This is a genomic window from Pseudomonas sp. HMSC066A08 (assembly GCF_001813025.1).
Taxonomy (GTDB): Bacteria; Pseudomonadota; Gammaproteobacteria; order Pseudomonadales; family Pseudomonadaceae; genus Pseudomonas; species Pseudomonas aeruginosa.
Map to the genome: position 1 here is coordinate 93,633 of NZ_KV811287.1, position 16,852 is coordinate 110,484.

Annotated in this window: 13 protein-coding genes and 2 pseudogenes; 13 read left to right on the forward strand and 2 right to left on the reverse strand. The window is 65.0% G+C overall.

The genetic code is table 11. From position 1 onward, the window contains the following. The 4 genes and pseudogenes from HMPREF2886_RS09145 to HMPREF2886_RS09160 all read left to right on the forward strand — a co-directional run. Positions 1-718, forward strand: a pseudogene (locus HMPREF2886_RS09145) (type VI secretion system tip protein VgrG); the annotation flags it as partial. After that, positions 708-1,589, forward strand: a complete 882-nt coding sequence (locus tag HMPREF2886_RS09150) for a DUF4123 domain-containing protein (protein WP_033970682.1) — start codon at positions 708-710, stop codon at positions 1,587-1,589. The pseudogene HMPREF2886_RS09145 and the gene HMPREF2886_RS09150, both read left to right, overlap by 11 nt. Beyond that, complete coding sequence (locus HMPREF2886_RS09155) at positions 1,586-5,110, forward strand: toxin VasX (protein ID WP_070747180.1); 3,525 nt, start codon at positions 1,586-1,588, stop codon at positions 5,108-5,110. The genes HMPREF2886_RS09150 and HMPREF2886_RS09155 overlap by 4 nt, the downstream gene beginning before the upstream one ends. After that, the gene (locus HMPREF2886_RS09160) at positions 5,094-6,236 is read left to right on the forward strand and encodes a hypothetical protein (RefSeq protein ID WP_228240855.1); all 1,143 of its coding nucleotides are present in this window, start codon (positions 5,094-5,096) and stop codon (positions 6,234-6,236) included. The genes HMPREF2886_RS09155 and HMPREF2886_RS09160 overlap by 17 nt, the downstream gene beginning before the upstream one ends. A 128-nt stretch (positions 6,237-6,364) precedes the next feature. Here the strand turns inward: HMPREF2886_RS09160 and argH are convergent, their stop codons facing one another. Beyond that, the gene (gene argH, locus HMPREF2886_RS09165) at positions 6,365-7,759 is read right to left on the reverse strand and encodes an argininosuccinate lyase (RefSeq protein ID WP_057388071.1); all 1,395 of its coding nucleotides are present in this window, start codon (positions 7,757-7,759) and stop codon (positions 6,365-6,367) included. Positions 7,760-7,983: 224 nt separating this feature from the next. On the opposite strand from argH, the gene algZ reads away from it, so the two are divergent. The 8 genes from algZ (at position 7,984) to rsd (ending at position 15,426) form a co-directional block, all read left to right on the forward strand. Next, entirely contained in the window at positions 7,984-9,060 is a 1,077-nt protein-coding gene (gene algZ, locus HMPREF2886_RS09170; RefSeq protein WP_033976977.1) for an alginate biosynthesis two-component system sensor histidine kinase AlgZ, read from the forward strand. A 4-nt stretch (positions 9,061-9,064) separates the two neighbouring features. Further along, the gene (gene algR, locus HMPREF2886_RS09175; protein ID WP_003096397.1) at positions 9,065-9,811 is read left to right on the forward strand and encodes an alginate biosynthesis regulator AlgR; all 747 of its coding nucleotides are present in this window, start codon (positions 9,065-9,067) and stop codon (positions 9,809-9,811) included. 108 nt (positions 9,812-9,919) lie between these two features. Then, positions 9,920-10,861, forward strand: coding sequence for a hydroxymethylbilane synthase (gene hemC / locus HMPREF2886_RS09180; RefSeq protein ID WP_057388070.1), 942 nt, complete (start codon positions 9,920-9,922; stop codon positions 10,859-10,861). After that, positions 10,858-11,613 carry a uroporphyrinogen-III synthase gene (locus tag HMPREF2886_RS09185; RefSeq protein WP_003114032.1) on the forward strand — a complete coding sequence of 252 codons (756 nt, stop codon included), beginning with the start codon at positions 10,858-10,860 and terminating at the stop codon, positions 11,611-11,613. The genes hemC and HMPREF2886_RS09185 overlap by 4 nt, the downstream gene beginning before the upstream one ends. A 26-nt stretch (positions 11,614-11,639) precedes the next feature. Next, positions 11,640-12,758: a uroporphyrinogen-III C-methyltransferase gene (locus HMPREF2886_RS09190; protein WP_070747182.1), complete on the forward strand. Its 1,119-nt coding sequence runs from the start codon at positions 11,640-11,642 to the stop codon at positions 12,756-12,758. Beyond that, positions 12,755-13,993, forward strand: a complete 1,239-nt coding sequence (locus HMPREF2886_RS09195; RefSeq protein WP_003096390.1) for a heme biosynthesis protein HemY — start codon at positions 12,755-12,757, stop codon at positions 13,991-13,993. Before HMPREF2886_RS09190 ends, HMPREF2886_RS09195 begins: the two co-directional genes overlap by 4 nt. Before the next feature lie 179 nt (positions 13,994-14,172). Continuing rightward, complete coding sequence (locus tag HMPREF2886_RS09200; protein WP_033976971.1) at positions 14,173-14,664, forward strand: disulfide bond formation protein B; 492 nt, start codon at positions 14,173-14,175, stop codon at positions 14,662-14,664. Positions 14,665-14,943: 279 nt separating this feature from the next. After that, on the forward strand, positions 14,944-15,426 hold the full coding sequence (rsd, locus tag HMPREF2886_RS09205) for a sigma D regulator (RefSeq protein WP_003120370.1): 483 nt from the start codon (positions 14,944-14,946) through the stop codon (positions 15,424-15,426). 61 nt (positions 15,427-15,487) lie between these two features. Here rsd and HMPREF2886_RS09210 read toward each other — a convergent pair whose 3' ends face one another. Then, positions 15,488-16,117 carry an FKBP-type peptidyl-prolyl cis-trans isomerase gene (locus HMPREF2886_RS09210; RefSeq protein WP_042164497.1) on the reverse strand — a complete coding sequence of 210 codons (630 nt, stop codon included), beginning with the start codon at positions 16,115-16,117 and terminating at the stop codon, positions 15,488-15,490. Between the two features lie 125 nt (positions 16,118-16,242). Here HMPREF2886_RS09210 and algP point away from each other — a divergent pair. Continuing rightward, positions 16,243-16,852, forward strand: a pseudogene (algP, locus tag HMPREF2886_RS09215) (alginate regulator AlgP); the annotation flags it as partial.

Genomic DNA, 16,852 nt, shown 5'->3' on the forward strand with positions numbered 1-16,852 from the left:
AGGCGATCCCGACCAGCCGCTGGTCAGCGGCTGCCTGTTCCACAAGGAACACCCGGTGCCCTACGAACTGCCGGCGCACAAGACCCGCAGCGTCTTCAAGAGCCTCAGCAGCCCTGGCGGCGGTGGCTACAACGAGCTGCGCATCGAGGACCGCAAGGGCCAGGAGCAGATCTTCGTCCACGCCCAGCACGACTGGGACGAGAACATCGAGCACGACCAGAAGATCCGCGTCGGCCACGAGCGCCACGATACGGTCGAGGGCAACGCCTACACCGAACTCAAGGCCGAGGAACACCGCACCACCCACGCCGAGCGCAAGGTGGAAGTCCGCGCCAGCGACCACCTCACGGTAGCCAACGACCAGCACCTGAAGATCGCCAGCGGCCAGTTCGTCGAGGCCGGCCAGGAGATCCACCTGAGCAGCGGCCTGAAGGTGGTGCTGGAGGCCGGCGCCGAACTGACCCTCAAGGGCGGCGGCAGCTTCCTCAAGCTCGACGCCGGCGGCGTGACCCTCTCCGGGGCCAACGTCCGGGTCAACTCCGGCGGCAGCCCGGGCAGCGGCAGCGGCGCGGCGCCGCTGTTGCCGGGGCCGCTGCGGCAGGCCGATGCGGACAAGCCGGGCGACCTGCTGATCCGCGCGCAGCGCCAGGCCTTGCTGCAGAAGAAACCGATCTGCGCCATCTGCGAAGCGGCCAGGGCGAAAACCGATGCGCACTGAACCGATGTTGCTCGCCTTGCCCGCCGACCTGCCCTGGACGCTGAATGCCTACCTGCTGCTCGATGGCGTCAGCGTCACGGAACTGCCGCGCAAGCTCTACCAATGGAGCGATACTCCGACCTTCGAGCCGCTGTACCACGACAGCCGCTGGCAGGAACTGCTGGACCTGTCGCCCTGCCTGGTCGCCCTCGACGGCAGCCAGGACCCTATCCTGCAGGCGTTCCTCGACAACGCCGCACAGGAATGGGGCTACCTGCTCTTCGCCCGGGTCAGCTTGCCGACCTTGTCGCAGCACCTGCGGGGCCTTCTGTGCGTCCAACCTCCCCATGGCGAGCCGGTGCTGCTGCGCCTGGCCGACCCGGCAGTGATGCATAGCCTGCTGGAACATGAACGCATGGAACTGTTCGGTCCTATCGAGCAGGTATGTGCTCCAGATGCCTTGGAAACCCGCTGGTGGCAACACCGGCGAAGCGGTTCGGCGATCGCTCGCGACCGCACGCAGCCCTACCGTCTGAGCGAGGCCGAATTCGATGCACTTGGCGAAGTCAGCTTCCGCCAGACCCTCATGGATATGGATCGCCACATGAGTCTGTATTTCCCTGGCTATCGCCCGGCCCTGCGCGGCCGAGAGCGCTTCCAGCACCTGCGTATGCTGGCCGAGCAGGCCTACCGTCGCGGGATGTGCTCGGCGCGGGAAATCCTGCTCTACGCCAATATCTTCGGCTACCTGGGCGAGGATGCGCTGGACGCGCATGCGGACATCGCCTTGCTGCTCGATGGTCCCTCTAGCCAATCCCCGGCGCAGCGGGTGGCCGCTGCGGCCGAGCTGGCGGAGCATCGCGCCGCCGAGACAGAAAGGATGCATTCATGACTGCGCAGGCCACACCCCGGCGAGACAGCGCCAACCTGGCGGCAAACGAAGCCTCGTCCAGCGATAGTCGTTCGCCGAGCGGCACCTGTCCGTTGATGAACGCCAAGGTGCAGCTGTTGCCGCTGCGCTACGGTTTGACCGAAGGCGTCGATCCGAGCGCCGAGCTGGCGATGCCTTTCGCCCTGAAAAGCCGGCCGCTGGGGCTGCGGCTGGTGCGCAATGGCTATCTCTACGTGATCGACGGCGGAACCGGAAAGCTGCATGAATACCGCATCGACAAGGGCGCCATCGAGAAGCTGCTGTGGCAGGACGCCGAGGTTCGCGCCGACGTACGCAGTCGTGCGGTCGGCGAGCCCCAACTGGTCTTTCCCCGTACCAGCATCCTGTACGTGGCCTACTCGGAACTGCAATGGACCGCGCGCAAGTGCATGCAGGTGCTCGCCAGTCCGAAGGACCGCGAGCACTTCATGCAGGCCGTCGATCTGCGCCGCGCCGACCCGCAGCAGGGGGGGCCGCATCTACTGACCCGACGGCAGGCGGAAACCTGGCTGGCCGAAGTGGTGCAGAACAAGGTGCATCGCGACGAGCAGGGCCAGCAGCGTTTCCCGCCCCACCAGCAGCGCCCGGCCAGTCCACCCGCCGCCCATCCGGACGAACGACGCGACTACGTCTGGGAGGATCCGCCGCTGTTCCGCGATACCCAGCTTGGCGAGTTGACTGCGCAGGTACTCCCGCAGTACGAGCATGATGCCCTGTTCCTGGCGCTGCGCGACGACATCGGCGTGATGCGCGACCTAGCCGCCTATCAGGACGAAGTGGTCGGCTGGCTCGAGGAATGGCTGCAGGGCGGCGCCCAGGCCGGGGCCAACGAGCGCGACTACGTGATCGCCTGCTACATCGAGTCGTTGACCCAGATCCGCGCCGCGGAACTGCCCAAGCTGGCCGACGAGGGTGCCCAGCCGCTGTTCGACGATCTCGACCGGCTGCCACCTCCCGAGCGGGAGCGATCGCGCCAGGCCTTGCTGGACTACCTCAACGGCGAGCCGTTGCCGAAGCCGATGGACCCCGCCATGCCGGAGCCGCTGCACAGACCTGTGGAGCGACACTTCACCAAGCGGAAAATGGCGGCTGCCGATCCTGCCTTCGTCGAACGCAACCTGGACGCCCTGATCCGCCTGAAGAAGAGCCACGGCGAAAAGGTCGACGACGCGCTGCATGGCGCCAAGTTCGGCCAGCGTGGAATCGACGACCTGATCGACCGTCCCGCCATGGATGCCTTCCTCGCCGCCAACAGGCCCAACCTGGCGCGTTGGAACGCCCTGCTCGAGCAGATCAGCGCAGACCGCACGCAGATGCTTACCGAGCAGCGATTCCATCGCGCCGCCTGGTACTACGATTTCCAGCAGGCCGAGCAATTGGGACTGGCCTTCGCCACCCAGTACGCCTGCCTGAAGGATATCTGCCGCAGCGACGAGGCCAGCGAGGCCGTGCTCGCCTTCCTGGAGGAAAACCCGCAATACGATCGCCCGTTGTTCCAGACTCTGCCGTTGAACATCCAGGCCGAACTGATCGCGCAATACGCGCAGCTCGGGCCGTCCGGCCATCTCTGGCTCTCCAAGCTGAAAGAGTGGGCGCAGCAGCGCGACTCGCTGGAGCTGGGCAAGCTGCCCGCTCTCGACGGCTTGCCGGAGGCTACCCGAGCGCTTGCCGACAGCGCCCAGGCCACGCTCAACCCGGCGTTGACCCTGGGCATCAGCCGGACCATGGAGGGCTTCTTCAAGAGCGTAGGCCAGCAGCAGGCGCCGGATCTCGACGCGCTGTTCCGCAAGCTGCCCAAGGCCCTTCCCGGTCGCCTGCTCGACGCTGCGGTCCGCGAAGGGGTGACCTTCACCATTGCCAGCGAAGCGGAAAAGGCCATCCTCCAGGCCGACCTGAAGGAAGTGCTCGAACAGCGCGCGGAACTGCGCCGGCTGGTCCGCCAGCGCAAGCAGGTGAAGAGCCATGCCGGACACAAGTCGACGGACGCCCGCGCCCTGCTCGCCGACATCCAGCGTGTCCGCCTCCAGCTCAACGCCCTGGAGCCGCGCCTGGCCGCCGCCCTCAGCCCGATCGCCGAGCTTCCGGACAACAGCATCCGTCTCGCCGGTGCGACACCAGGCCGCGCCGGAATCACCTTGATCCTGCCGTCTGCACAGTTACAGGAAGTTGCCAGTGGTATCCGTAACCTGCGCAATGGCTATAACAGCGCAGCCGTGTTCAATAAGGTGGGCGATGGAATTGGTCTGGCGGTGTTTGTGGCGCAATTTGTCAATATGGTGCAGGTATGGCGGGGGGTTATCGCGACTTCGCCGGATAAGCGTGAGCTAATGCCGCTGGCTGGTTCTATTTTCACCACAATATCTGCGGGCGTAGCGGCAGCTCAGGCCATTGCCGATACAGCTCTTCAGGCCAGAAGTGCTCAGTTGGCACAGGGGCTGCAAAACCACGCTGTGGAAGTTGTTCATGTACAAATGGGAAGACTGCACTTACGCCTAGGGTTTGTGGGATATGCGGCAGGTTTTTTTGCAGCAGCTGTTGCTACTCAAACCCACTATGGCGAATGGCTTGGTGCTATACGCAGCGGAAATGCTCAAGCTCAGCAAGGTGCCACTTTAGCTATGGTTGGCTCCAGCGGAATGCTGGCCAGCAGCGCCTACGGGGTATGGCATACGGGGTATGCTTTAAAAGGTGTGCTCAGGGCTGCAACACCTGCCGCCGAGCGTACAGCCTGGGCATTAGCTGGCACGCGACTGTCGAGCATATTTGCTCGATTCAATATCGCCGGCGCCATTTTCACCGCTCTCGAACTGGTAGGAACCTATTGGTATAACCGCAGTAATACCACGCCCCATGACGATTGGTTGCTCAGCACACCCTGGAGCCGTGACATCGGAGGGCGTCTGAATCAGTCCCTGGAAATCTATCAGCAACGACTTCTGGGGATCGTCCAGACGCCAAGAGGTGAGGTCAAGCACGCGAGTCATGGCAGTTGGTGGCGAGACCTGCTCTCCTCGCCTGCCAGCGCGGAGATCAGCCTAGTCTTGCCTGGTATCAGTCTGGGAGCACTGCAGCAGACTTTGGCCGGGCGTCCTGAAGTACGCTTGAGCCTGGCGGCCTACCGCATTCGTAGCGTGAAATACGAAAGAGGTTCGCCCATGGTGCGTTGGTTCCCCGTCACCGAAGTTGTCGGCGACAGTCTACAGGTCGCGTCCGTCGAACCGTTGGTGTTGCTGGTGCCGCGGCTAGCGCCGCTGGAAGGTGTGACCGGGGGCTCGGTCACGGAGGATCTATTACTGACTGTACAGATCGAACGACTGAACCCGCAGGGTCAATATCATGCCGATCGGCACATGGTTCGCCTGTCGCCACACAGCGAAGGAGACTATCCTGCTTCGCCACAACGTATCCAGGGGCAGGAAGCATCCTGGATGCTAATTGACCCCCGTTTGCTGCCGGATTTTGCCGATGCTCCAGAACGATAAGCCCATGGATGTGCCGCCGTTGCGACTGATGGAGAGCCACCGAGCAGGTGATGTGGTTCCCTTTTCCAGTGGGCTGGTCAGTTATCTCGCGCCTTTACCTCTACCTACAGCCCAGCCCGCACAGGACTATTCTCATGCCGTGGGGGAAATGAATGATACTTATCTTGACTTCGGGACGGGGCTGCCCAATGCATTTGCCTGGCAGGTCAGATTAGGGGGGCCATTTACTATCTGGATAATATCTGTTTTTTTAATTCCAACTCTAATAATGGTCGGCACGCCTTTGTTAGGTGGTGATATAGGCACGGCTAAGCAGTTGGCTGTAGGGATGTTTAATATAGGAATAACATATGGCTCGGGGTGTGCGCTGTTTGGCTTTCTTATCTTGTTAAGCGCATGGTGGTTCAATCATATTAAGTATAAAAAGATAATCCCTACTCGCTTCAATCGTCAGCGCCGCGAAGTTTGCTTCGTCCCAGAAAGCCACTCCGCCCCCATCTTCGTCCCCTGGGAGTCCCTATCGGCCTGGGTGATCCAGGCCCAGGGTGCCACTCAGTACGGCATCCAGCGCCAATATGGCATGGGTGTGGGCTTCCATCATGCCGCCAGCGGCGAGGACTTCTCCCTGGAGTTCCCTTGTGCCGGCCTGCCTCTGGCCATCGCCAACTGGGAGGCCATCCGAGCCTATATGGAGCATGAGCTGCACAGCCTCAAGGAGATCCAGGACCCACTCGACCTGCAAGGCCCGGACGACCCGCCTCACGAGGGGCTGCACACCTTCCGCAATGCCCGCGCTCGTGCTCATCGTCGCTACCGGGAGGGTGAAGTAGGGCGTTGGTATATGGTCGGTTGGTATCTCTACCACGCAATGGACTTATGGACGCTGCCATTCCATCTAGTCGAATGGGAAATCCGCCGGGTCAAGCGCATGCAACGCCAGGAGTTGCCCGAGGCCATGCGTGCCTGGTCACAGCCCCTGCCATCCGAACAGTGGGTCAGGCCCAGCGAGGAGCTGCAACGTCAGAGTCAATGGGTGAGGGCCTTGCGACAGCGTGATCCGCAACGCTCGATCATCGAGATATTTACCGAGGTACGGCGAGAGGCTTCGGCGACTGGCGTGCGCTGAGCGCCCGTCGTTTCCGAAAGCATAGCTGGCGGAGCGTCGTCGGCTGTGGATGTGGGGATACGGAGCGCCTCGGCTGCGCTCCGTGTGTCGCCCGACCCGCTGGGTGCGAGGTCGGATTGTCGCAAGCCTCAGCGTTCGGCGAGCAACTGGCGGCCGCGGGCGACGGCGGCGCGGACCTGGTTCGGGGCGGTGCCGCCGATATGGTCGCGGGCGTTGACCGAGCCTTCCAGGGTCAGTACGTCGAAGACGTCGGCGTCGATCTGGTCGCTGAAGCGGCGCAGCTCGTCGAGGCTCATCTCGGCGAGGTCCTTGCCGCTGTCCACGCCGTATTTCACCGCGTGGCCGACGATCTCGTGGCAGTCGCGGAACGGCAGGCCCTTGCGCACCAGGTAGTCGGCCAGGTCGGTGGCGGTGGAGAAGCCGCGGCGGGCCGCCTCGCGCATGATCTCGCGCTTGGGCTTGATGGCCGGGACCATGTCGGCGAAGGCGCGCAGGGAGTCGCGCAGGGTGTCGGCGGCGTCGAACAGCGGTTCCTTGTCTTCCTGGTTGTCCTTGTTGTAGGCCAGCGGCTGGCCTTTCATCAGGGTCAGCAGGCCGGTGAGGGCGCCGAATACCCGGCCGGACTTGCCGCGTACCAACTCCGGCACGTCGGGGTTCTTCTTCTGCGGCATGATCGAGGAGCCGGTGCAGAAGCGGTCGGGCAGGTCGATGAACTGGAACTGTGCGCTGGTCCACAGCACCAGTTCTTCCGAGAAGCGCGACAGGTGCATCATCGCCAGGCTGGCGGCGGCGCAGAATTCGATGGCGAAGTCGCGGTCGGAGACGCCGTCCAGGGAGTTGCCGCCAACCGCGTCGAAGCCCAGCAACTGGCAGGTGATCTCGCGCTGGATCGGGTAGGTGGTGCCGGCCAGGGCAGCCGAGCCGAGCGGCATGCGGTTGACCCGCTTGCGGCAGTCCACCAGGCGCTCGTAGTCGCGGCCGAGCATCTCGAACCAGGCCAGCAGGTGGTGGCCGAAGGTCACCGGCTGGGCGGTCTGCAGATGGGTGAAACCGGGCATGATGGTGCCGGCTTCCGCTTCGGCCAGGCCCAGCAGGCCCTCCTGCAGGCGGGTGATCTCGCCGAGGATGGTGTCGATCTCGTCGCGTAGCCAGAGGCGGATGTCGGTGGCCACCTGGTCGTTGCGCGAGCGGCCGGTGTGGAGCTTCTTGCCAGTGACGCCGATGCGGTCGGTCAGGCGTGCCTCGATGTTCATGTGCACGTCTTCCAGGTCGACGCGCCAGTCGAAGCTGCCGGTCTCGATTTCCGCCTGGATCTGCTGCAGGCCTTCGACGATGGCGTCGCGCTCGGCGTCGCTCAGCACGCCGACCTTGGCCAGCATCGTAGCGTGGGCGATGGAGCCCATGATGTCGTGGCGGTAGAGACGCTTGTCGAAGTCGACGGAGGCGGTGAAACGGGCGACGAAGGCGTCGACGGGCTCGCTGAAGCGGCCGCCCCAGGACTGGTTGGTCTTCTCTACGCTCATGGTATCTCTCGCTGCAACAAGAAACGGACAGGCCGCGCGGCCTGCGTGACGGGCAAAGTGCGACGATGATAGCAGGCCGGGAGGAAAAACCGGCGGCTCGTCGACGAAGCCGGAACGAGCGCTGTTTCGCGGTTTTTTGCGGCAGATGGCATTTCGGTGCTTTATTTCGCCCGTACGCCCGCGGCTGTCTTGCGGGCGCCACGGGCCTTGCGGAAACTCTGTCGATGCCTATCCGATTCAAGCCCGGCCGCTCGCCCCGGCCGGCCGTCCAAGACGACTTCTTCATTCCCGAGCTCTGCGAAGCCGAAGCCCTGTTCACCCTGGTGCTGCTGGCGGAGCTGCTGGTGCTCGTGCTGGTGCTGGCGGAGCCGATGACGCCGAGCTTCAACTGGGTGCGCCTGGCCCTGGCGTCGCTGTTCGTGCAGTGGATCGTACTGCTCTCGGCGGCGCTGTTCTGCCGCCTGCGGCCATTGCTCGCGCGCCTGCCGGTGGCGCTGGCGGGGAGTGCCTGCTGCCTGTTGGTGGTGGCCCTCACTCTGGGCTGCACGGCGGTCGCCGAGCACTATCAGCTGGGCGGAGAACTGACGCGTGCCGGCGAGGTCAATCTGTATCTGCGGCACGCGCTGATCGCGCTGATCATGTCCGCCCTGGTGCTGCGCTACTTTTACCTGCAGAGCCAGTGGCGCCGGCAGCAGCAGGCCGAGTTGCAGGCGCGCCTGGAATCGCTGCAGGCGCGGATTCGCCCGCACTTCCTGTTCAACAGCCTGAACAGCATCGCCAGCCTGATCGAGCTGGACCCGCTGAAGGCCGAGCATGCGGTGCTTGACCTGTCCGACCTGTTCCGGGCCAGCCTGGCGAAGCCCGGCACTTTAGTTTCCTGGGAGGAGGAACTGGCGCTGGCAAGGCGCTATCTTTCCATTGAGCAGTATCGTCTTGGCGATCGCCTGCAACTGGACTGGCAGGTGCACGGGGTGCCGGCCAACCTGCCGATCCCCCAACTGACCTTGCAGCCGCTGCTGGAAAATGCGCTTATCTATGGCATCCAGCCGCGGGTCGAAGGTGGCCTGGTGCAGGTCGAGGCGGTTTATCGTGAAGGAGTGTTCCAGCTATGTGTGAGCAACCCCTACGACGAGGCGCTCGAGTCGCCCCCGTCGAAAGGCACGCGACAGGCGTTACACAATATCGATGCACGACTTGGGGCACTTTTCGGGCCTAAAGCGAGTCTCAGCGTCGAGCGCCGTGACGGACGGCACTACACCTGTCTACGCTATCCATGTGCGCGACTCATGCAGGAAGCCTGAGCTTATGAATGTCCTGATTGTCGATGACGAACCTCTGGCGCGAGAGCGCCTGGCCCGATTGGTAGGGCAACTGGACGGCTATCGCGTCCTCGAGCCCTCGGCCAGCAATGGCGAAGAAGCGCTGACGCTGATCGACAGCCTCAAGCCCGATATCGTCCTGCTGGATATCCGCATGCCCGGTCTGGACGGCCTCCAGGTCGCGGCCAGACTCTGCGAGCGGGAAGCGCCGCCGGCTGTGATCTTCTGCACGGCCCATGACGAATTCGCCCTGGAAGCCTTCCAGGTCAGCGCCGTGGGCTACCTGGTCAAGCCGGTGCGCAGCGAAGACCTGGCCGAGGCGTTGAAGAAAGCCTCGCGACCGAACCGCGTGCAACTGGCCGCGCTGACCAAGCCCCCGGCCTCCGGCGGCAGCGGTCCGCGCAGCCACATCAGTGCGCGGACCCGCAAGGGGATCGAGCTGATCCCGCTGGAAGAGGTGATCTTCTTCATTGCCGACCACAAGTACGTGACCTTGCGCCATGCGCAGGGCGAGGTGCTGCTGGACGAGCCGTTGAAGGCGCTGGAAGACGAGTTCGGCGAGCGCTTCGTGCGCATCCACCGCAACGCGCTGGTTGCCCGCGAACGGATCGAACGCCTGCAGCGTACGCCGCTGGGGCATTTCCAGCTCTACCTGAAAGGCCTCGACGGCGATGCGCTGACCGTCAGCCGGCGGCACGTGGCCGGGGTCAGGCGTCTGATGCATCAGCTCTGACGGCGGTCGGCGGTTCGCCAGCGACCCGGGTGCGGCTATCGGGCCCAGCGTCCGCGCACTCGGGTTCGAACTGTTATCATGGGCGTATCCCTGTGCACGGAATATCCCATGTCGTCCCGCGAAATCCGCATCGCCACCCGCCAGAGCGCCCTCGCCTTGTGGCAGGCCGAATACGTCAAGGCGCGCCTGGAACAGGCGCATCCCGGCCTGACCGTCACCCTGCTGCCGATGACCAGTCGCGGCGACAAGCTGCTCGACGCACCGCTGGCGAAGATCGGCGGCAAGGGCCTGTTCGTCAAGGAACTGGAAACCGCCCTGCTCGAAGGCGTCGCCGACATCGCGGTGCATTCGATGAAGGACGTGCCGATGGACTTTCCCGAGGGGCTCGGCCTCTACACCATCTGCGAGCGCGAAGACCCGCGTGACGCTTTCGTCTCGAACACCTATGCCAGCCTCGAGCAACTGCCCGCCGGCAGCGTGGTCGGCACCTCCAGCCTGCGCCGCCAGGCGCAGCTGCTGGCGCGCCGGCCGGACCTGCAGATCCGTTTCCTGCGGGGCAACGTCAATACCCGCCTGGCGAAGCTGGATGCCGGCGAATACGACGCGATCATCCTCGCCGCCGCAGGCCTGATCCGCCTCGGCTTCGAGTCGCGCATCCGCTCCTCGATCAGTGTCGACGACAGCCTGCCCGCCGGGGGACAAGGCGCCGTCGGCATCGAGTGCCGTACTGCCGACAGCGACCTGCATGCCTTGCTGGAACCCTTGCACCATACCGACACGGCTCTGCGGGTCACTGCCGAGCGCGCGCTGAACAAGCGACTCAACGGCGGTTGCCAGGTGCCGATCGCCTGCTACGCCATCCGCGAGGGCGACCAGCTGTGGCTGCGCGGCCTGGTCGGCCAGCCTGATGGCACCCAGTTGTTGCGCGCCGAGGGGCGGGCGCCACTGGCGGAAGCCGAGGCGCTGGGCGTGCGGGTGGCCGAGGACCTGCTGGAACAGGGCGCCGAAGCGATTCTCGAAGCCGTCTACGGCGAGGCCGGTCATCCGTGAGCGGCTGGCGGCTCCTGCTGACGCGCCCCGACGAGGAGTGCGCGGCGCTGGCCGCCAGCCTCGGCGAGGCGGGCGTCCATAGCAGCAGCCTGCCGCTGTTGGCGATCGATCCGCTGGAAGAAACCCCGGAGCAGCGTACGCTGATGCTCGACCTGGACCGCTACTGCGCGGTGGTGGTGGTCAGCAAGCCGGCGGCGCGCCTGGGTCTGGAGCGGCTCGACCGCTACTGGCCGCAGCCGCCGCAGCAGACCTGGTGCAGCGTCGGCGCGGCGACCGCGGCGATCCTCGAGGCCTACGGCCTCGACGTAACCTACCCTGAACAGGGCGACGACAGCGAAGCGTTGCTGGCGCTGCCGGCGTTCCAGGATTCCCTGCGCGTGCACGATCCGAAAGTACTGATCATGCGCGGCGAAGGTGGCCGAGAATTCCTCGCCGAGCGCCTGCGCGGCCAAGGCGTGCAGGTGGACTACCTGCCACTCTACCGGCGCCGGGCTCCGGACTATCCGGCCGGAGAACTGCTGGCAAGGGTGCGGGCGGAACGCCTGAACGGCCTGGTGGTCAGCAGTGGACAGGGTTTGCAAAATCTGTATCAGTTGGCGGCAGCCGATTGGCCCGAGATAGGCCGGTTGCCGCTGTTCGTACCCAGCCCGCGGGTCGCCGAGATGGCGCGCGAACTGGGTGCGCAACGGGTGATTGATTGCCGGGGCGCGAGCGCGCCGGCCTTGCTGGCGGCCCTGACGAGCGCCGCCTAGAACTTTCTTGACCAAAGGATGGACCTGTGAGCGAAGCAGTCACTCCCCAAGACGACGCAAGAACTTCCACTTCCACCCCTTCTCCCGCGCCCAAACGCTCCGGTGCCGGCACCGGCCTGGCGCTGCTCGCCCTGCTGGTCGGCGTGGCGGGCCTGGGAGCGGGCGGCTGGAGCTTCTGGCAGGTCCAGCAGTTGCAGGGCAAGGAGCGCGACCAACTGGCACGGCTGGACGACGCCCGTGGCAAGACCGAAGCACTGGCCCAGAGCAACCAGCAACTGGCGGCGCGCCTGGATGCTCTGCCCAACGCGGGCGAGCTGGAAGCGCGGCGGCGCCTGATGGTGGAACTGCAGGATGATCAGCAGCACCTCGGCGAACAGTTGAAGAAGGTCCTCGGCCAGAGCCGCCAGCAATGGCGACTGGCCGAGGCCGAACACCTGCTGCGTCTGGCCAGCTTGCGCCTGTACGCCCTGCAGGACGTGGGCAGCGCCACCGAACTGGTGCAGGGCGCCGACGATATCCTGCGCGCGCAGAACGATCCCGGCGCCTACGCCGCCCGCGCCAAGCTGGCGGCCAGCCTGGAGGCGCTGCGCGCCTTGCCGGAGCCTGACCGCACCGGGCTGTTCGTACAACTGGCGGCGCTGCGCGAGCAGGTCAACCAGTTGCAGCCGCTCACCCCGACCTTCAAGGAAGGCGAAAGCGCTGCCAGCAACGTCGCCTGGGGCGACGGCAACAGCACCTGGGAGCTTTGGTGGGAGAAGATCTCGCGCTACATCCGTATCGACTTCAATGCCGGCGAGGACATTCGTCCGCTGCTGGCCGGCGAGCAATTGGCGCAGGTGCGCCTGACCATCGGCCTGGCCCTGGAGCAGGCCCAGTGGGCGGCGCTGAATGGCAAGCAGGAAGTCTACCAGCAGGCGCTGAAGCAGGCCCAGGACGTGCTGGACGGCTATTTCAACGTAGAGCTGGCCGACAGCCGCGCGTTGAAGTTGCGTATCGATGAGTTGGCGAAGCAGCCGGTCACCGTGCAGGTCCCTGACCTCGCACCGGCCCTGAGCGCCTTGCAGGCCTATGTGTCGCGCCGCGAGGCGGCCGGCAACCTGGTGCCCGAGGCGCAGGCGGCTCCGGCCACGGAGGGCCGTCCATGAGACGTATCTACCTCCTGGTCCTGGCGGTGGTGCTGGTCGCCACGCTGGTTGGGCTGGCGATCTCCGAGCAGGCCGGCTATGTGCTGATCGCCTACAAGAGCTTCCGTTACGAATCCAGCCTGTGGTCGTTCCTCGCCCTGCTGGCGGTGGTCTGGCTGCTGGTGGTGCTGGTGCGCCTGGTCCTGCGCCTGCTCGGCAGTTCGGGGCGGGTGGTCAACCCCTGGTCGCGCTACAACCGCCGGCGTCGCGTGCAGATGGCCGAGCACAGCGGCCTGCGCGATCTCGGCGAAGGCAACTGGCCGCAGGCACTGCGTCATTTGCGGCGGGCGGCGGAGATGGGCGAGCGGCCGCTGATGCATTACCTCGGCGCGGCGCGGGCCGCCAACGAACTCGAACGCTACGACGAGGCCGACGACCTGCTGAACCGGGCCCGCGAGCGCGAGCCGGATGCCCAGTTGCTGGTCGGCCTGACCCGTGCGCAACTGCTGATCAATCGCGGCGACTACCCGCAGGCACGTAATACCCTCGAAGAGCTGCACGGGCTCCAGCCGCAGCACCGCACGGTATTGCGGCTGATGCAGCAGCTGTACGTCACCCAGCACGACTGGCAGGCCCTTTGCGTCCTGCTGCCGGAGCTGCGCAAGGAGCGTGTGCTGAAGGATTCCGAACTGCGCGACCTCGAACGCCGTGCCTGGGTGGCTTCCTTGCAGGAAGCCGGCGAGCGTGGACTGAACGAGGGCGAGACGGCGTTGCAGCCGCTGACCCAGCGCTGGCAGAACGTGCCTTCGGCGCTGCGTGCAGACCCGGCGATCGTCGCGGGCTATGCCGCCCAACTGCTTCGTCTGGGCGCCGAGGAAGAGGCCGAAGAAGTCCTCCGCCATGCGCTCAAGCAAGGCTTCGACGCGACCCTGGTGCAACTCTACGGGCAGGTGCGCGGGCGCGATCCGGGCAAGCAATTGCAGGCCGCGGAAGGTTGGCTCAAGGAACATCCGAACGATCCCGGCCTGCTGCTGACCCTGGGGCGCCTGTGCCTGATCAACAAGCTCTGGGGCAAGGCCCGGGAATACCTGGAGGCCAGCCTGAGCTTCCAGCGCAGTGCCGAGACCTGCGCCGAGCTGGGACGCCTGCTGGCGCAGCTCGGCGAGGTCGAGCGCAGCAACCAGTTGTTCCAGGAGGGCCTGGTCCTGCTCGATCGGCGTACTCCGGGGCTGCCAGTGGTGGTGGCGGGCATTTGAGCATGGGGAACGCCGGGTGGCGTTCCCCATTCGGCTCCATCGGCAGGACTGTGGCGGCTTGTCGCGGGTGCCCGGCATGATTCGGGATGCCTTGCCGCAGAGCTGCCTTGCGGCTTGAAACGGCCGGAGGCTTTCCACTACCGTAGGCGGCCTTTCCCCTGTGTACCTGTGGATCCGCCATGCCCCTGGCCAGCCCCCGTCAGCTTTTCCTTCTCGCGTTCCTGGCCTGCGTCGCCATCATGGGCGGGGCGCTGTACCTGGAACATGTGGTTGGCCTGGAGGCCTGCCCGCTGTGCGTCGTGCAGCGGATCTTCTTCATCCTGATCGGCTTGACCTGCCTCGCTGGCGCGATCCAGGGGCCCGGCCTGCGTGGGCGGCGTATCTGCTCCGTGCTGGTGTTCCTGCTCGCTCTCGGCGGCGGGGCCACGGCCGCCCGCCAGGTATGGTTGCAGACCGTTCCGCTGGACCAACTGCCGGCCTGCCTGCCCAGCCTCGACTACATGATGCAGGCGCTTCCCTTCCAGGAAGTGATCCGCCTGGTCCTGCATGGCACCGCGGATTGTGCCCAGGTGAGCTGGACGCTGTTCACACTGAGCATTCCGGAATGGAGCCTGCTGGCGTTCGTGGCCTATCTCGGTTTCTCCATCGTGCAGTTCCTCCGACGTGCCTGATGCGGACTGTCCCGTGGCTTTTCGTCAGCTCTCGAGCGTCGGCCGTATCGATTTGGCGAAAACCAGAGCGGATGCGGGATACCGATCAAACATCCGTATGAATTTTTCTGTACGGGCGTCTTGATGGGGTCATCCCGGGGGCATAATCTGGCTTTCCGTAGCGCCGGAGTTCGCCCCTTGCACAGGCGTTCTCCCACAGAGCGCAGAGAGTGCGTCAGCAATGCGTCTCGGAGCGGACGATGATTCTCCGGGACGTCCGAAGAGGGAAGCGAGGACAACATGCTCGAAAGCTGCCGTAATGCCCAAGAGCGGTGGGGGGGTGTGCACCAGTTGATCGATCGCTGGCTGCATGAGCGCCAGCAACTGGTGCAGGCCTTCGATGCCCTGAGCGGTATTCAGGCACCGGCGCCCAACGCCGAAGAACTCCAGCATTTTTGCCAATTGCTGCTGGACTACGTATCTGCCGGACACTTCGAGGTCTACGAGCAACTGACGGCGGAAGGCAAGGCCTTCGGCGATCAGCGTGGCCTGGAGCTGGCCAAGCAGATCTTCCCCCGGCTGGAAGCCATCACCGAATCCGCGCTGAACTTCAACGACCGCTGCGACAACGGCGATTGCCGTGAAGGAGCCTGCCTCATCGCGGAGCTGAAGGTCCTGCGGCAACAGTTGCACGAACGCTTCGAGCTGGAGGACTGCCTCATCGAAGTCCTGCACAACGCCCACAGCCAGAGCGGCGCAGAGGGTTCGGCAGTACCGGTCTGATTCACTGGCGAGTCGTTACGAAACGGCGCGTCTCCATGCGGGAGAGCGCCGTTTTTGCATTTCAGCGGACGCCCAGCAGGTCGATCTCGAAGACCAGCGGAGCGTCGGGCGGGATAAGGTCGCCAGCGCCTTCGTGGCCATAGGCTTGCGCCGAAGGAATCACCACTCGCCAGCGCGCGCCGACAGGCATCGCTCGCAACGCTGTGCGCCATCCCTCTATCACACTGTCCAGGGCGAACCACTCGGCGCTTTCGCTCTGGTCGAACACCTGACCGTCGGCGAGCAGGCCGCGGTAACGGACCTGTACCTGGGTTGCCGCGCCGATGCCGTTACCTTGGCCACGACGTAATTCGCTGACGAGGACGCCGCCGGTCAATTCGCGGACGCCGAAGCGGGCTTTTTCGTTGGCCAGGAAGCGCGCCTCGGCGGGTGTGGTCCGCGGTGTTTCCGTCGTGGCGTTCTCGTGTTGCAGCAGAAGTTGTTCGATGCGTTCGGGGGGGATTTCAAGTGCCTCGCCGCGATAGGCCTGGCGCAGTCCGAGAAGTAGTCCGGATAGCTCTAGGCCGGGCATTTCCCGCTGTAGGCGCGTACCCAGGCGGGCGCCTACGGCATAGGCCAGTTCGTCCTTGGGGGGCGTGGCGAAAAGCGGCAGCGGCAGTAGAAAAAGACCGATGAAAAGGCGGCGCGGCATGCGGTTTCTCCAGACGAATCGGCGGGCAATCCTGGCGCACGTCGCTTGTAGCACATCGAACCCGTTGGCGAGAGGGGGTGCGCGGGTCTAGTATGGGCGCAACCACGTCCGCCTGGAGGCACGTCATGTCGGCCAACAAGAAGCCCGTCACCACCCCCTTGCACCTGTTGCAGCAACTTTCCCACAGCCTTGTCGAGCACCTGGAAGGTGCGTGCAAACAAGCGCTGGTCGATTCGGAAAAGCTCCTGGCCAAACTTGAAAAGCAACGTGGCAAAGCCCAGGAAAAACTGCACAAGGCTCGCACCAAGCTGCAGGATGCTGCCAAGGCCGGCAAGACCAAGGCACAGGCCAAGGCGCGCGAGACCATCAGCGACCTGGAAGAAGCGTTGGATACCCTGAAGGCCCGGCAGGCGGACACCCGTACCTACATCGTCGGCCTCAAGCGTGACGTACAGGAAAGCCTCAAGCTGGCGCAGGGTGTCGGCAAGGTGAAGGAAGCCGCTGGCAAGGCTCTGGAGAGCCGCAAGGCGAAACCCGCGGCCAAACCTGCTGCGAAGGCGGTAGCCAAGCCTGCGGTGAAAACCGTAGCGGCGAAGCCTGCGGCCAAGCCGGCAGCGAAGCCTGCTGCGAAACCGGCGGCCAAGCCTGCGGCGAAAACCGTGGCAGCGAAGCCCGCAGCCAAGCCGGCGGCGAAGCCTGCTGCGAAACCGGCGGCCAAGCCTGCGGCGAAACCCG

Coding starts and splice junctions, on each gene's coding strand:
- HMPREF2886_RS09150 (WP_033970682.1), top strand. CDS start 708: ATGCGCACTGAACCGATGTTGCTCGCCTTGCCCGCCGACCTGCCCTGG.
- HMPREF2886_RS09155 (WP_070747180.1), top strand. CDS start 1,586: ATGACTGCGCAGGCCACACCCCGGCGAGACAGCGCCAACCTGGCGGCA.
- HMPREF2886_RS09160 (WP_228240855.1), top strand. CDS start 5,094: ATGCTCCAGAACGATAAGCCCATGGATGTGCCGCCGTTGCGACTGATG.
- argH (WP_057388071.1), bottom strand. CDS start 7,759: ATGAGCGTAGAGAAGACCAACCAGTCCTGGGGCGGCCGCTTCAGCGAG.
- algZ (WP_033976977.1), top strand. CDS start 7,984: ATGCCTATCCGATTCAAGCCCGGCCGCTCGCCCCGGCCGGCCGTCCAA.
- algR (WP_003096397.1), top strand. CDS start 9,065: ATGAATGTCCTGATTGTCGATGACGAACCTCTGGCGCGAGAGCGCCTG.
- hemC (WP_057388070.1), top strand. CDS start 9,920: ATGTCGTCCCGCGAAATCCGCATCGCCACCCGCCAGAGCGCCCTCGCC.
- HMPREF2886_RS09195 (WP_003096390.1), top strand. CDS start 12,755: ATGAGACGTATCTACCTCCTGGTCCTGGCGGTGGTGCTGGTCGCCACG.
- HMPREF2886_RS09200 (WP_033976971.1), top strand. CDS start 14,173: ATGCCCCTGGCCAGCCCCCGTCAGCTTTTCCTTCTCGCGTTCCTGGCC.
- rsd (WP_003120370.1), top strand. CDS start 14,944: ATGCTCGAAAGCTGCCGTAATGCCCAAGAGCGGTGGGGGGGTGTGCAC.
- HMPREF2886_RS09210 (WP_042164497.1), bottom strand. CDS start 16,117: ATGCCGCGCCGCCTTTTCATCGGTCTTTTTCTACTGCCGCTGCCGCTT.